At 64.0% G+C, this 13,906-nt stretch carries 14 protein-coding genes and 1 riboswitch; of the genes, 8 read left to right on the forward strand and 6 right to left on the reverse strand.

Translation table 11 applies throughout. From position 1 onward, the window contains the following. Positions 1–20: 20 nt before the first annotated feature. A complete protein-coding gene (locus tag AC1Q6C_RS15785) occupies positions 21–3,641 on the reverse strand; it encodes a cobaltochelatase subunit CobN (protein WP_341514316.1) in 3,621 nt (1,206 codons plus the stop codon). A gap of 39 nt (positions 3,642–3,680) precedes the next feature. Beyond that, positions 3,681–3,813: riboswitch (cobalamin riboswitch) on the reverse strand. A 51-nt stretch (positions 3,814–3,864) separates the two neighbouring features. Here AC1Q6C_RS15785 and cobG point away from each other — a divergent pair. From cobG to AC1Q6C_RS15820, 7 genes are all read left to right on the forward strand, one after another. Beyond that, the gene (gene cobG, locus AC1Q6C_RS15790; protein WP_341514317.1) at positions 3,865–5,007 is read left to right on the forward strand and encodes a precorrin-3B synthase; all 1,143 of its coding nucleotides are present in this window, start codon (positions 3,865–3,867) and stop codon (positions 5,005–5,007) included. A 19-nt stretch (positions 5,008–5,026) separates the two neighbouring features. Then, the gene (locus AC1Q6C_RS15795) at positions 5,027–5,653 is read left to right on the forward strand and encodes a precorrin-8X methylmutase (RefSeq protein ID WP_007729839.1); all 627 of its coding nucleotides are present in this window, start codon (positions 5,027–5,029) and stop codon (positions 5,651–5,653) included. Further along, the gene (cobJ, locus tag AC1Q6C_RS15800; protein WP_492666695.1) at positions 5,650–7,137 is read left to right on the forward strand and encodes a precorrin-3B C(17)-methyltransferase; all 1,488 of its coding nucleotides are present in this window, start codon (positions 5,650–5,652) and stop codon (positions 7,135–7,137) included. Before AC1Q6C_RS15795 ends, cobJ begins: the two co-directional genes overlap by 4 nt. Before the next feature lie 26 nt (positions 7,138–7,163). Next, a complete protein-coding gene (locus tag AC1Q6C_RS15805; RefSeq protein ID WP_492666696.1) occupies positions 7,164–7,523 on the forward strand; it encodes an HNH endonuclease in 360 nt (119 codons plus the stop codon). After that, on the forward strand, positions 7,520–7,924 hold the full coding sequence (locus tag AC1Q6C_RS15810; RefSeq protein WP_474337486.1) for a nuclear transport factor 2 family protein: 405 nt from the start codon (positions 7,520–7,522) through the stop codon (positions 7,922–7,924). The genes AC1Q6C_RS15805 and AC1Q6C_RS15810 overlap by 4 nt, the downstream gene beginning before the upstream one ends. Then, entirely contained in the window at positions 7,921–8,160 is a 240-nt protein-coding gene (locus tag AC1Q6C_RS15815) for a PLDc N-terminal domain-containing protein (RefSeq protein WP_054188254.1), read from the forward strand. Before AC1Q6C_RS15810 ends, AC1Q6C_RS15815 begins: the two co-directional genes overlap by 4 nt. A 77-nt stretch (positions 8,161–8,237) precedes the next feature. Beyond that, entirely contained in the window at positions 8,238–8,828 is a 591-nt protein-coding gene (locus AC1Q6C_RS15820; RefSeq protein ID WP_492666697.1) for a dihydrofolate reductase family protein, read from the forward strand. Positions 8,829–9,241: 413 nt separating this feature from the next. Here the strand turns inward: AC1Q6C_RS15820 and AC1Q6C_RS15825 are convergent, their stop codons facing one another. Continuing rightward, on the reverse strand, positions 9,242–10,024 hold the full coding sequence (locus AC1Q6C_RS15825; protein WP_492666698.1) for an alpha/beta hydrolase family protein: 783 nt from the start codon (positions 10,022–10,024) through the stop codon (positions 9,242–9,244). A 274-nt stretch (positions 10,025–10,298) separates the two neighbouring features. Here AC1Q6C_RS15825 and ccsB point away from each other — a divergent pair, with 274 nt between their 5' ends. Further along, positions 10,299–11,258, forward strand: a complete 960-nt coding sequence (gene ccsB / locus AC1Q6C_RS15830; protein WP_007729846.1) for a c-type cytochrome biogenesis protein CcsB — start codon at positions 10,299–10,301, stop codon at positions 11,256–11,258. Between the two features lie 13 nt (positions 11,259–11,271). Here ccsB and AC1Q6C_RS15835 read toward each other — a convergent pair whose 3' ends face one another. The 4 genes from AC1Q6C_RS15835 to AC1Q6C_RS15850 all read right to left on the reverse strand — a co-directional run bounded on the left by AC1Q6C_RS15835 (position 11,272) and on the right by AC1Q6C_RS15850 (position 13,857). Then, positions 11,272–11,787 (reverse strand): DUF1990 domain-containing protein, encoded by a 516-nt coding sequence (locus AC1Q6C_RS15835; protein ID WP_492666699.1) that lies wholly within the window; start codon positions 11,785–11,787, stop codon positions 11,272–11,274. Continuing rightward, the gene (locus AC1Q6C_RS15840) at positions 11,787–12,146 is read right to left on the reverse strand and encodes a VOC family protein (protein WP_019748498.1); all 360 of its coding nucleotides are present in this window, start codon (positions 12,144–12,146) and stop codon (positions 11,787–11,789) included. The genes AC1Q6C_RS15835 and AC1Q6C_RS15840 overlap by 1 nt, the downstream gene beginning before the upstream one ends. Positions 12,147–12,156: 10 nt before the next feature. Continuing rightward, positions 12,157–12,798, reverse strand: coding sequence for a ScbR family autoregulator-binding transcription factor (locus AC1Q6C_RS15845; RefSeq protein ID WP_019748499.1), 642 nt, complete (start codon positions 12,796–12,798; stop codon positions 12,157–12,159). A gap of 159 nt (positions 12,799–12,957) precedes the next feature. Beyond that, the gene (locus AC1Q6C_RS15850; RefSeq protein ID WP_225320034.1) at positions 12,958–13,857 is read right to left on the reverse strand and encodes a HAMP domain-containing protein; all 900 of its coding nucleotides are present in this window, start codon (positions 13,855–13,857) and stop codon (positions 12,958–12,960) included. Positions 13,858–13,906: the final 49 nt, after the last annotated feature.

Genomic DNA, 13,906 nt, shown 5'->3' on the forward strand with positions numbered 1-13,906 from the left:
CTGCCGGTGATTCTCGAGGTTTACTCCCCCTCGAGTTCGCCTTCGGTTTCGAGGTACACCTGACGCAAGCCGTCGAGTGTCTTCTGCTCGGGGTGCTCCCACATGTTGCGCTCGGCGGCTTCGAGGAGCCGCTCGGCGATTCCGTGCAAGGCCCACGGGTTGGACTGCGTCATGAACTTCTGGTTCTGCTCGTCCAGAACGTAGGTCTCGGCGAGCTTTTCGTACATCCAGTCCGCGACCACGTTTGTGGTGGCGTCGTACCCGAAGAGGTAGTCGACCGTGGCCGCCATCTCGAACGCACCCTTGTACCCGTGACGGCGCATCGCGTCGAGCCAGCGGGGATTGACCACGCGCGCCCGGAAGACACGTGCGGTCTCTTCCGAAAGTGTGCGTGTGCGAACCGATTCCGGTCGAGTGCTGTCGCCGATATATGCCTCGGGCGACTTTCCGGTCAGCGCGCGCACGGTGGCAACCATGCCGCCGTGGTACTGGAAGTAGTCGTCCGAATCGGCGATGTCGTGCTCACGCGTGTCGGTGTTCTTGGCCGCCACGTTGATTCGACGGTATGCACTGCGCATGTCGTCGGCTGCCGGGATTCCGTCGAGCCCACGGCCGTACGCGAAGCCGCCCCAGTTGGTGTACACCTCGGCGAGGTCGTCGTCACCGCGCCAGGTCTTGGAGTCGATGAGTTGCAGCAGGCCGGCGCCGTAGGTTCCGGGCTTCGAACCGAAGATGCGAGTGGTCGCACGCCTGGCATCGCCGTGCTCGGCAAGGTCGGCCTGCGCGTGGGCGCGCACGTAGTTCTGCTCGTCCGTCTCGTCCAATGCGGCGACCAACTGAACAGCGTCGTCGAGCAGTGCGAGCACGTGCGGGAACGCATCACGGAAGAATCCGGAGATGCGGACGGTGACGTCGATGCGCGGGCGGCCGAGCTCTTCGAGATCGATGACCTCGAGGTTGACCACGCGTCGGCTTGCTTCGTCCCAGACAGGGCGAACACCGAGGAGCGCGAACACTTCGGCGATGTCGTCGCCGGAGGTACGCATGGCGGCGGTACCCCACACGGACAGACCCACCGAGCGCGGGTACTCGCCGTGATCGGCGAGATATCGAGCGGCGAGCGACTCGGCCATCGCCTGACCGGTCTCCCACGCCAGTCGTGAGGGAACTGCCTTGGGATCGACGGAGTAGAAGTTACGACCGGTGGGAAGCACGTTGATCAGGCCGCGCAGCGGTGACCCACTCGGGCCGGCGGCGATGAAGCCGCCGTCGAGCGCGTGCAGGACCTGCTTGATCTCGTTGTTCGTCTGTCGGAGGCGTGGAATCACTTCGGTGGCCGCGAACTGAAGGATCTTCACGACGGTCTCGTCGTCGCTGAGTTGTTCTGCCGCAGCGGGGTTCCAGTCGGCGTCGTACATGCCGCGAACCAGAGCGTGCGCCTTTTCCTCGACGTCGTCGACACGGTTGCGGGACTCGTCGCCGTCTTCGCTGAGCCCGAGAGCTTCGCGCAGACCAGGGACGCTCTGTTCGCCGCCCCACATCTGACGGGCACGGAGCATGGCCAGGACCAGTTCGATTTCGGCGTCGCCCTCGGGTGCGCGGCCGAGAATGTGCAGGCCGTCGCGGATCTGGACGTCCTTGATCTCACACAGCCAACCGTCGACGTGCAGGAGCATGTCGTCGAACACGTCTTCTTCGGGACGCTCCGCGAGGCCGAGGTCGTGGTCCATCTTGGCTGCCCGCATCAGCGTCCAGATCTGCTGGCGAATGGCCGGCAGCTTGGACGGGTCCAGTGCGGAGATGTTGGAGTGCTCGTCGAGCAGTTGCTCGAGACGGGAGATGTCGCCGTAGCTTTCGGCGCGGGCCATCGGCGGGATCAGGTGATCGACGAGAGTCGCGTGGGCGCGACGCTTTGCCTGTGTTCCTTCACCCGGGTCGTTGACGAGGAACGGGTAGATCAGCGGCAGGTCGCCCAGGGCCGCGTCGGTGCCGCAGTTGCTCGACATGCCGAGTGTCTTGCCGGGCAACCATTCGAGGTTGCCGTGCTTGCCGAGGTGTACAACGGCGTCGGCGCCGAATCCGCCAGCATCAGGCGTCGCCGCGATCCAGCGGTAGGCCGCGAGGTAGTGATGGCTTGGCGGCAGATCCGGATCGTGGTAGATAGCGACGGGCTTTTCGCCGAATCCACGGGGCGGCTGGACCATGAGCACGATGTTGTTGAATCGCAGTGCCGCGATGACGATTTCGCCGTCCGGATCCTGCGAGCGGTCGACGTACAGCTCTCCGGGCGCTGCGCCCCAATGCTCTTCGACGCCGCTGCGCAGTTCCTCGGGCAGGGTGGCGAACCATTCGCGGTACTTCGCTGCCGAGATGCGGATCGGATTGCCCTCGAGCTGCTCGGCAGTGAGCCAGTCGGGATCCTGGCCGCCGGCCGCGATCAGGGCATGGATCAGCGCGTCGCCGTCCTTCGCCGCCAGGCCGGGAACTGCGTCCGGACCGTCGACCGGACCGAGATCGTAACCGGCAGAACGCATTTCGGTGAGCAGGTCGATTGCGCTCGCCGGAGTATCGAGACCGACGGCGTTGCCGATGCGGGCATGCTTGGTCGGGTACGCCGAGAGCATCAGAGCAACGCGACGCTCGGTGGTGGGAATGTGGCGCAGCTTGCCGTGACGGACCGCGATCCCGGCGACACGGGCAGCGCGCTCGACGTCGGGGACGTACGTGGACAGTCCGTCGGAGTCGATTTCCTTGAAGGAGAACGGGACGGTAATGATGCGGCCGTCGAATTCCGGCACCGCGACCTGGGTCGCGACGTCGAGAGGCGACAGTCCGTCGTCGTTCTCGTCCCAGGTGGCGCGGCTACTGGTCAGGCACAGGCCCTGCAGGATGGGGACGTCGAGCGCAGCGAGTGCGGCGACATCCCAGGCTTCGTCGTCGCCACCGGCGGACGCGGTCGCGGGCTTCGTGCCACCGGCAGCAAGAACTGTCACGACCATGGCGTCGGCGCGGCGGAGCGTGCTCAGAAGTTCGGCTTCTGCGGTTCGCAGAGATGCGCAGTAGATCGGCAGCGCGGTGCCACCGGCCTCGGCGACCGCGTCGCACAACGCCTGGATGTACCGGGTGTTTCCGGCCAAATGCTGGGCGCGGTAGTACAGAACTGCGATGACCGGACCGCTCGCCGAGTCGAGATCGGGCGCGAAATCAGCGATGCCCCAGGAAGGCAGGTGGGCCGGCGGTTCGAACCCGTGGCCGGTGAGCAGGACGGTGTCGGACAGGAAGTGGTGCAGCTGTGCCAGATTCTGTGCGCCACCCTCGGCCAGGTAGTTGTGAGCCTCGGCAGCGACACCGGCGGAAACCGTCGAGCACTCCATGAGGTCGGCGTCCGGCGCGTGCTCGCCGCCGAGAACGACTACGGGGAGTCCGGAGGCGAGGACCATGTCCAGGCCGTCTTCCCAGCTGCGACGGCTACCGAGGATACGAACGATCACGAGGTCGACGCCGTCGAGCAAGGGCGGCAAGTCCTCCGAGACCAGCAAGCGTGAGGGGTTGGCCCAGCGATAGGAGACGCCGTCGCCGGCTTCCTGGCTGGCGCGGGCGCTCAGCAGATCGGTGTCGGACGTGGAGAGCAGAAGAATCACGGGTGAAGCCTTCCTGGGGTTTCGCGCCCCGTGGCACAGATCTGTCATCGACGGCGGTTGAGGGTCTGACTCGTGTTTCCGAGCGGAAACACGTCCCGCTCGAGCAACACTCACAGTGGCGCGACCGCACCGGACTCTCACCGGTTTCCTCAACTGCCGTCACTGGTGGTGGTGATGCTACCGGTCCGCAGAAGGCACTCATGACAGGTCGTACCCTGGAGCCATGCCCACGGACCGTTCACAGCCAGACGCGTGCCCGGGTGCACTGCAAGTTCACCACGCCGCCGACGGCGCACTGGCACGCGTGCGCCTACCCGGCGGACTCCTCACCCCGGTCCAATTGCAGACGCTCGCCGACGCAGCGCGCGATCTCGGCAACGGGCAGATGGAACTCACCTCGAGGGGCAACGTACAACTGCGCTCGGTCTCGGACCCCGAAGCCTTCGCGGCGCGTATCGCTTCGGCCGGTCTGCTGCCGTCCGCGACGCACGAACGAGTGCGCAACATCCTCGCGTCCCCACTGTCCGGCCGTATCGGGGGCGTCGCCGACATTCGTGAACTGGTCCACCGTCTCGATTCGGCGATCCAAGCGGATCAAGCATTGGCAGATCTGCCAGGGCGAACCCTGTTCACCCTCGACGACGGGCGCGGAGACATCACCGGGCTACGGGGCGATTTCGGACTCCATGCGCGCAGCGCCACCGAGCATTCACTGGTGCTCGCCGGTCACCACACCACTCATCTCGTCCAGGCGGACGACGCCGTCGAATTGCTCCTCGAGGCGGCTCGATCATTCCTCGACGTCCGCGACAAGCACTGGCGCCTGGCCGAGGTTCCGGACGGAATCGAACGCACCCTCGAGCAGCTGGGTCTGAGCGCCGAGTCCACCGGTGCTGCGGACCTCACGCCGGATGCACGGCCTACTATCGGCTGGCTCGAGCAGCGCGACGGGACCGTAGCTCTGGGCGGCGGCCTGCGATTCGGACTGCTCGACGCTCGGCTGGCCGAGTTCCTCGCAGCCGTCGACAAGCCCGTCGTCGTGACACCGTGGCGATCGGTGCATATCTTCGACCTCGACGAATGGGCAGCCGAGCAGGTAGTCCGGGTGCTGGCACCCATGGGGTTGATCTTCGACGAGAACTCACCGTGGCTCGAGGTCACCGCCTGCACCGGAAGTCCGGGATGCGAGAAGTCGCTCGCCGATGTGCGCGCCGACGCGATCACCGCCGTCGAGCAGGCAGAACTTCCCGTTGTCGGGCGCCAGCACTGGGCCGGGTGCGACCGCAGTTGTGGACGTCCCCGCGGGGACGTAGCGGATGTGATCGCGACGGGTGACGGTTACCGGGTGAATCCGCCCGATCGGTGATGCCTCTATCGTGTGGCACATGATCGAGTACATCCGTGACGGCGCGGAAATCTATCGCCAGTCCTTTGCCACCATTCGGGCCGAAGCCGACCTGAGCCGTTTCCCGGCGGATGTCTCGCAAGCTGTAGTGCGCATGATTCATGCAAGTGGCCAGGTCGATCTCGTCGACGACGTCGCCTTCACACCCGGTGTCGTCTCGGCTGCGCGCGCAGCTCTGCGCGACGGCGCGCCGATTTTCTGCGACGCCCAGATGGTGGCTGCCGGCATCACGCGCAAGCGTCTGCCCGCCGGCAACGACGTCATCTGCACCCTCGGCGATCCGCGGGTTCCCGTGCTGGCGTCGACCATCGACAACACTCGCTCGGCGGCTGCTCTCGAACTGTGGGGAGCCAAGCTCGAGGGCGCTGTTGTCGCGATCGGAAACGCACCCACCGCACTGTTCCATCTCCTGAACCTCATCGAAGCCGGCGCACCCCGTCCGGCCGCCATCGTCGGAGGTCCGGTCGGCTTCATCGGCGCTGCCGAGTCGAAGGAAGCCCTCATCGAACACGCCAGCGGGATCGATCATCTCGTTCTCCGCGGCCGACGCGGCGGCAGCGCGATCACCGCGGCCGTCGTCAATGCGATTGCGAGCGAAGTCGAATGAGTGCAGGCAAGCTCTGGGGTGTCGGTATCGGCCCCGGCGATCCCGAATTAGTGACCGTCAAGGCAGCCCGCGTCATCGGCGAGGCCGATGTGGTTGCGTTCCACTCCGCGCGGCACGGCAAGAGCATCTCCCGCGGAGTTGCAGCGCCGTACATGCGCGAAGGACAGATCGAAGAACACCTCGTCTACCCCGTGACCACCGAGACCGTTGATCATCCCGGCGGATACCAGGGCGCGATGGACGAGTTCTACGAAGCAGCTGCCGAACGGCTGGCAGTTCACCTCGCGGCCGGTCGAACCGTCGCGTTGCTCGCCGCCGGCGATCCGCTCTTCTACAGCTCCTACATGCACATGCACAAGAGACTGGCCGATCGCTTCGACGCCGAAGTGATTCCCGGCGTCACCTCCGTCAGCGCGGCATCTGCTGCACTCGGAAAGCCGCTGGTCGAGGGTGAAGAGATCCTCACGATCCTGCCCGGAACGTTGCCGCAGGCCGAGCTGACCAGGCGGCTCAAGGAAACCGACGCCGCGGCCATCCTCAAGCTCGGACGTACCTTCCCACCGGTCCTCCAATCGCTCGAGGATTCCGGCCGCTTGGATGAAGCTCACTACGTCGAGCGCGCGAGCACCACACGTCAACGCGTCGAATCCGCTGCCGAGGTCGACCCGGACGGAGTTCCGTACTTCTCGATCGCCATCGTTCCGAGCCCGTCGAACAACCCTCGACCCGCAGCCGAGTCTCGCGGCGAGGTGGTCGTGGTCGGACTCGGGCCGGGCGACACCGCCTGGACCACACCCGAAGTGGCGCATGAGCTTTCGTTGGCAACCGACCTCGTCGGCTACGGCCCGTACGTCGATCGCGTGCCGACGCGTCCGGGCCAGCGTCGCCATTCCAGCGACAACCGCGTCGAAGCGGAACGCGCCGCGATGGCGTTGGACCTGGCGAAGAACGGCGCCCGTGTAGCTGTCGTCTCATCGGGAGATCCCGGCGTATTCGCCATGGCTGCAGCAGTTCTCGAAGTTGCCGCCGAAGACCAGTGGCGCGGGGTGCCGGTCCGCATCCTTCCCGGCATGACGGCGGCAAACGCTGTCGCCAGTCGCGTCGGCGCTCCCCTCGGGCACGACTACGCGGTGCTCTCGTTGTCTGATCGCCTCAAGCCGTGGGATGTCGTCGCGCGCCGTATCTCGGCAGTTGCATCCGCGGACATGGCATTTGCGGTCTACAACCCGGCGTCCAAGTCCCGGACGTGGCAGGTCCAAGCCATGAAGGACCTCGTGCTCGAGCACCGCTCCCCCGAGACTCCCGTCGTCATCGGGCGCGATGTTGCCGGTGCCGAGGAATCAGTTCGCGTCGTGACCCTCGGCGAGCTCGAGCCTTCCGAGATCGACATGCGGACGCTGCTCATCGTCGGTTCGTCGATGACAACCGTCGTCGAAACCGGTTCGGGCCGTCAGGTGTTCACCCCGCGGCGCTACCCGGAGTGAACGCCGCACGGCGATAGCATGGCCTCATGCCCGTCAACCGGACCCGGAAAGCCAGATACGCGCGTAAACGGAAACGCCGAATGGATCTGATGGAGCACGACCTGTCCGTCGAGCAGTGGTCCGCGCTCAAAGCGGCCTGGGGTGGCTGCGCGTACTGCGGCGAGCCGGACGAGTCGCCGCAACGTGACTGCGTGCTGGCGATCTCCCGCGGTGGGCGCTACACACTCGACAACATCGCACCGGCGTGCCGCTCGTGCAATGCGAGCAAATGCAACAGCGAGGTCACTCTCTGGTTGCGGCGCAAGGGGTATGACGAGAAGGCCTTCCTCCTGCGCCACGCGGAGATAGGTATCGAGATGAGGGCGCAGTTCTCGGAGCAGTCGTGACGACTCCGCACGAGTTGCGCCCGATCCTCGACGAGTTGATGGAGTTCGAACCTCTGTTTCACCGAACTCGAGTAGCGATGTCACGAGACGAGTTCGATGCGGTCGTCGACCCGGAGTTCCGGGAAATCGGAGCCTCCGGTGCGCGATACACCCGCGACTACGTGCAGTCCGTAGTCGAGACCCGGCGACTCCGCGGCGAAGTGAACGACGCGGCCGAACTCGGATGGAGGGTTGACCGACCCGCGCTGAGCCGGATTGCACCTGACACGTATCTGGTGACTTACCGGCTGGCGCAAGCGCAACGAGTTACCGAGCGATCATCCATCTGGCGGTTCACCGAGAATCGGTGGACCGTGATATTTCATCAAGGCACAGTCGTCGAAAGTGGTCTGGAAGCGTGAACGAATCGACCCACAACCCCACCATTCCGCTTTGGATGGACATCACCTTCACCGCCTTCGTTCTTGCCTGGATCTTCATCACGATTAGCGCGCTCGTGGCGATCGTGCGCACTGACTTCGAACGCTCGGGCGGCAAATTCTGGTGGTCGGCATTGGTGATCGCGGTGCCTGTACTCGGTGCGCTCGTCTGGTTACTGTTCGGTCGACCCCCGCGTGACTCCAGGTCCCGAACCTGATCTACACCGACGGCCCGGCAGTAGTCTGAGTACGGTCCGGTGCTGTCACTCTGCGCCTATCAGGGGAGAACAACGAGATGAGACCACTTCGATACTCGATCAACGTCACACTCGACGGCTGCTGCCATCACGAGGCGGGGCTCCCACCCGACGAGGAGTCGATGCGCTACTGGACCGCTCAGATGGAACGAGCCGATGCCTTGCTGTTCGGCCGGGTGACCTACGAGATGATGGAGTCGGCGTGGCGGCGGCCCGCAACGGGGGCGTGGCCCGACTGGATGGACGAGTGGGAGATCCCGTTCGCCCAGGCCATGGACCGGGCGAAGAAGTACGTCGTGTCGAACACGCTGAGCGGGGTCGATTGGAATGCCGAACTCGTGCAAGGCGACTTGGGGTCAGCGATTCAACGGCTCAAGGAGCAACCCGGCGAAGGTCTGTGGGTTGGCGGCGTGACACTCCCCCTGGCATTGGCAGACCTGGGACTGATCGACGAGTACGAGTTCGTTGTGCAACCGGTCCTCGCCGGACACGGACCGACGTTGCTCGCCGGTCTGCACGAGCGCATCCAACTCGAACTCGTCGACCGCCACGAGTTCCAGTCGGGTGCAGTCGCCGTGCGATATCGGCCCACTCAAATACCGCCCCCGGGTCAGGTATCGGACGGTTAGTCGACGCATGGCTGGAAATGCGCGGTTGAAAGACATGTCGTCGCCTCAGGTCGGACACGAGAAAGTTTCCAGTCTTGTTCGATGTTCGGTATTGACCGGACACTCGGCACAGCACGAGCATTAGCCACCGAAGTCTCCGGACAACCCTCGACGAGATCGAAGCATCGAACTGGATCACGAACAAGTTCGTTCCGCCCGGCGGACCGTAAGGACCACTTGTCGCTATCGAACACTCTGGCCCCTTATTCCACGGGCACTGCACCTCGAGCTGTAAGCACCCCCGGTCGAGGGCCATGCTTGCGCGCACCCTCGCGCGCCTCAGCAAAAATGGCCAAGCTGGACGGCTACTAGCGAGCGAAGGATCGAGATCGTATCGGCGTCCGACACAGGCCGGACGCCGATACGAGTTCACGTCAGCTCACAGGAGCGCCACCGCTCCCGCCGAGGTGGCGGGCGAAGAACCGAGCCGAACTGTCTCGCTCGTAGTCGGGCACCGGATAGTGCCTGCCCGAGTAGGCGTGCAGCGTCTTCTCCTTCGAGCCGAAGGCATCGAACAACGCTATCCCCGACGTGCGGTCGTAATCCTTGTCGTCCCAAGGGATCCGGTACTCGACCGGGACCGCGAGCTTTCGTGCCGCTTCGATGAGGGAGTCGTCCACAAAAACTCCCCCGAAGCTCACGGCAGCGATCCTGGATTCGACCGGGGCCAACATGAGCCCGGTCACGACCCCTAGCGACACGCCGCCGAAGCCGATCGGAGCGTCGGCGTTGACGTCGGGCAGCGTTTGCAGAGCGTCGATGGTCGCCTGCCATTCCGGCACTGCACGCTCCGCCAACGATCGGTTGTACTCGACGACGATCGGGGCGATCGGCTCGTGGGCCGCCCTAGCCTGGTGGATCGCCTCGACCCACTGTTCGTCCTGTGTGTTCCGCGGGCGGTCGCCGTGTCCGGGCGCGTCGATCGCGGCGACTGTGAACCCGTGGGAGCTCGCACTGTGGAGTGCGCTGGCAACCAGTCCTGGTGCCTTCTTGTGCATGCCGCCGGAGTGCCCGGACAGCAGAAGGGGTGATTCGACAGATCCGGACGCGGGTGACCAGAGCACACCGGTGATGTCGTCCAGAATGAAATGGCGTTCGATGACACCGTTCGACGTTGTCTCGGAAGTGAATTCGATGGTCTGAGAATTGGATTGCATGGTGTTACCTTTCGGGATTGCCTACTCGAGGCGCTCCCGGCGACACCTACGTCAATCGCCGATCCGTGAACACGAGTGGGAGCACCCACATGGTTACAGCGTTCATGGGTCTCACCTCCTGGCGTGTTGTCACGGTCTCGCACAAGCTATCAACCCCAACCGAAGCTCGTCCAATCATTTTCCGGGCCACTGATCCGACAGACGGCCCTGCCAGTTCTACGATCGTGTGTAGTAGATTCCAAATGACAACCAACCGGTCGTTATGAGGAGTCTGATGTCGGTCGATCCAGTTCTCGCGCAGTACAGCGACTACGCCTTCGCGTCGTCTTTCGCGATTTACGTTCTCGCCCTGGTTCTTTCCGTCGTCGACTTCTCCAGCACACCCCTCTCTGCCACGGTGCGACCGGCACTCGCACATGCCGGAAGTGCATCGAATCCTGCATTGCCCGGCCGGATCGCATTGCTGCCGAATCGAACCCGCGCTCATCGTGCGGGTCGCGCTGCCATGTCTCTCATCGTCGTCGCCCTGGTCCTCAACGTCACCGCGCTTGCACTTCGCGGCATCTCGACGCACCGATGGCCTCTCGGAAACCTCTACGAGTACGCGCTTTTCCTCAGCGCGGCATTGGTGGCATGCTGGCTGGTCATTCTGCGGCGGTACCCGATTCGATCGTTGACCATCTTCGTTCTGTCACCCACCGTGGTGCTTCTGTTCGTCGCCGCCGCAAGCATGTATGCCGAGGCAGCGCCGGTCGTACCCGCTCTTCGTTCGTACTGGATCGGCGTGCACGTCACGATCATCGTCGCCGCCTCCGGCATCCTTACGTTCGCAAGTTCGGTCAGCGCACTTTTCATGATTGCCGAGGTGGGCCCGCAGTCGAAGAAACGCGCGTTGCGTTGGATTGCGGCACGACTGCCGTCATCCGAATTGCTTGACCGCGTGGCCTACCGAACAACGGTCGTCGGGTTCCCGTTGTTCAGCATCGGGGTGATCTGCGGGGCGATCTGGGCGGAGGCCGCGTGGGGACGTTTCTGGGGCTGGGACCCCAAGGAGACGGTCTCGTTCATCTCCTGGGTTCTCTATGCCGCGTACCTCCATGCGCGCGCTACCGCCGGGTTGAAGAACATGCGTGCGGCATGGATCAATGTTGCTGCGCTCGCCACCATGCTTTTCAACATGTTTGCGATCAACTACGTCGTGTCGGGATTGCATTCGTACGCTGGATTGAATTGACGCCTACAACGGGTCAGACCCGCGATCGGGCGACGCTCTGGCGGACGGCACGGATGTAGCGGCGCGTGACAAACGCCTGTACTCGACGTCCGATCGGAGCGCCGAGACGCACCCACCACGTTCCGGGCTTGGAGAACGCAACGATCTCGATACGTACCGCTTGGCTGGCCTTGTCGAACTGGACGACAAACAATTCCTCCCCGCATTCGGGGTGGCCCGCGCGGGTTCCGTACGCGAAGCCCTTGCGATTGGGTTCGTCTACGACATAGACGATCCGAACGGGGATAGTTACCGGACCGAGTCCGAAGGTCGCATCCTGACCCGCCACGGCGGTCGGGGCTGCCGTCCGTACGGCCAGTCCGGCTCCGCGGTGCATTCCCCAATTCGCGACGGTTCGAGCGGCAACCTCGAAATCCTCCCGTCCGGATCCGACCGTCGCGCTCTCGTGAACGTGGTGATAGCCGGCGGGGAGAACGCCTGACGTTGCGCCCACCTCGAGGTACGTCAGCCCGCCCGGGCGGGACGCCATCATTGCTCGCGTCGGTGGCTGAGGATGTTGATCACGTGGCCGTCGGGGTCGGCAGCGAAGAACCTGCGGACACCCCACGGCTCCTCGGTGACGGGATAGACGATGGTGTCGCCGCGCTGCACCGCGGCCTCGTACGCCGCGTCGAGATCATCCACCTCGACGGAGACGTCCGGTACTACGGGCGCATGAGCGTCGTGCGTCATGACGCTGATCTGCAATGACGGATCCGTCGGCGAAGCCAACGTCACGATCCACCCGTGATCCATGACAACTTCGAGGCCCAGCACTTCGGTGTAGAAGCGCTGCGCGGCCTCGAGCGAGCTACTCGACAGATCCGAAACTATCCGCGTGACGGCCATGTCCCGCAGGCTACGCCGCCGCCGGAGTCCACCGCGACTTGACGAGGCGCTCGATGTCACCGGAAAGTTCGTCGCTGACGATTCCCGGAAGCAGGATCTGCCACATCTCGTCGACACGATCCGGAAGATCCGAGCGTCGGGTGAGGACGTTCGAAACCAGCTGTACCCCCGTGAATGCCGAGGGCATGAACCTGCCGAACGATTCTGCGCTGACCGATTTTCGGATTTCACCTTCCGCCTGAGCTCTGGCGGTGAGATCGGTGATTGCCGAGATCCATTCGGCGTACGGTTCCACCGGCCCCTCGTACGTGCTCAGTTCCAGCGTGAGGCGAATGCCCGCGCGAACGATCGGCTCGTCGACAATCTGGCGTGCCATTTCGTGCGTGAGCATGATCATCTGTTCCAACGGGTCCTTGCCCGTCGCGGAAATCGCCTGCACCGACTCGATCGAGAGCCGATGCTGTTCGGCAATGATGAATTGCGCGAGCTCGTCCTTCGACGCGAAATGGAAATACAACGCGCCCTTGGTAGTACCGGCCCCCGAGACTATGTCGGCCATGCTGGTGCTGCCGTAACCAGTCTTCTCGAACTGCGCGGCCGCGCCGGCAACGATTTGCTGCCGAGTCAGCTCGGCGCGTGCTTGCTTGACCACTGAATCCCTCTCGTCCTCCAAAGGCCCCCGCCCAGCAAACCCCACGGTTCGCGCCACATTCCAGCTATACCCAAAAACTTCACAATTGCCCCACATTACCAGCGCTCCTTCCATTGCTTCAATTACGAATGCAACAAAGTCGCTGGTCAGACGTCCGATTTAGAGGGAATCTCCTCTCCCCAACGTGCTTTCGTCAACCCGCGCACGGTCCACCAACTCTCCGACGAGGAGCGTCAACTCCATCATCTGGTCGGTGATTTCCTCACGCAGCTGCGTTGCATCCGCCTCGGAAATCGCGCCGGACTTGGTATCGAAAGACATCAACAACTCGATATTGGTGCGAAGTGCAGTCAAAGGAGCCAGAAGGTCCTGGCCCGCTTCGGTGATCAGACTTCTCTGGCGTGCCCGCGATTCCGACAACGTCCCGAGCATCCGATTGAAACTGACTGTCAACGACGCCAACTCGTCGTCACCGGTCACCGGGATCGGCGCAAGATCATCCGTTTCGGCGACCCGCCGCGTCGCCGCAGTAAGTCGCGCGATCGGCCGTAATCCTGTGCGTGCCACAGCATCTCCGGCCGCGTAAGCTAGGGCGATTCCGGCCGCCCCGAGTGCCGCCAACACCACTGCCAGTCGCTTGAGTACTGAACGCGTCGGCCCCAGGGATTGCGCGACAACCAAAGTCTGGCCCGCAACCGAGGGCTCGACAAGAATTCGATACGCATCGACGGTCGCGATTGTCTGCGACGAATTGCCGTCTGCGATCGACCTGATGGCGTCTGCGCTCGTACTGAACGGCGGCAGACCGGGAGTCGCCGTCACCAAGGCGCCGTCGGCAGTGAGAAGCCCCACTGCCTGGATGACCGCTGTATCCGCGCCGGCCGTCAATCCCAGAACCGGTGTGACACCGCCGAAATTGACGGTGTCGGTGATCGCGTCACTCGTGCGCTCGAGTTGCCGATCGACGTTGCCTTGCAAATACGCGTTGAACACTATGTACACCGCCGACGCCGACACGATCACCGCGATCGCCACCAGGCCTGCAGTCAGCAATTTCACGCGAGCATGGAGCGTCCGCACGTGAATTCCCGATGGTTTTCGACGGCTC

The sequence above is a fragment of the Rhodococcus sp. MT28 genome, from assembly GCF_058792695.1.

What these genes read in the sequence shown, in the direction of transcription:
- AC1Q6C_RS15825 (WP_492666698.1), bottom strand. Translation starts at nt 10,024, where the DNA reads ATGCAATCCAATTCTCAGACCATCGAATTCACTTCCGAGACAACGTCG.
- AC1Q6C_RS15820 (WP_492666697.1), top strand. Translation starts at nt 8,238, where the DNA reads ATGAGACCACTTCGATACTCGATCAACGTCACACTCGACGGCTGCTGC.
- AC1Q6C_RS15795 (WP_007729839.1), top strand. Translation starts at nt 5,027, where the DNA reads ATGATCGAGTACATCCGTGACGGCGCGGAAATCTATCGCCAGTCCTTT.
- AC1Q6C_RS15840 (WP_019748498.1), bottom strand. Translation starts at nt 12,146, where the DNA reads ATGGCCGTCACGCGGATAGTTTCGGATCTGTCGAGTAGCTCGCTCGAG.
- AC1Q6C_RS15835 (WP_492666699.1), bottom strand. Translation starts at nt 11,787, where the DNA reads ATGGCGTCCCGCCCGGGCGGGCTGACGTACCTCGAGGTGGGCGCAACG.
- AC1Q6C_RS15805 (WP_492666696.1), top strand. Translation starts at nt 7,164, where the DNA reads ATGCCCGTCAACCGGACCCGGAAAGCCAGATACGCGCGTAAACGGAAA.
- cobG (WP_341514317.1), top strand. Translation starts at nt 3,865, where the DNA reads ATGCCCACGGACCGTTCACAGCCAGACGCGTGCCCGGGTGCACTGCAA.
- ccsB (WP_007729846.1), top strand. Translation starts at nt 10,299, where the DNA reads ATGTCGGTCGATCCAGTTCTCGCGCAGTACAGCGACTACGCCTTCGCG.
- cobJ (WP_492666695.1), top strand. Translation starts at nt 5,650, where the DNA reads ATGAGTGCAGGCAAGCTCTGGGGTGTCGGTATCGGCCCCGGCGATCCC.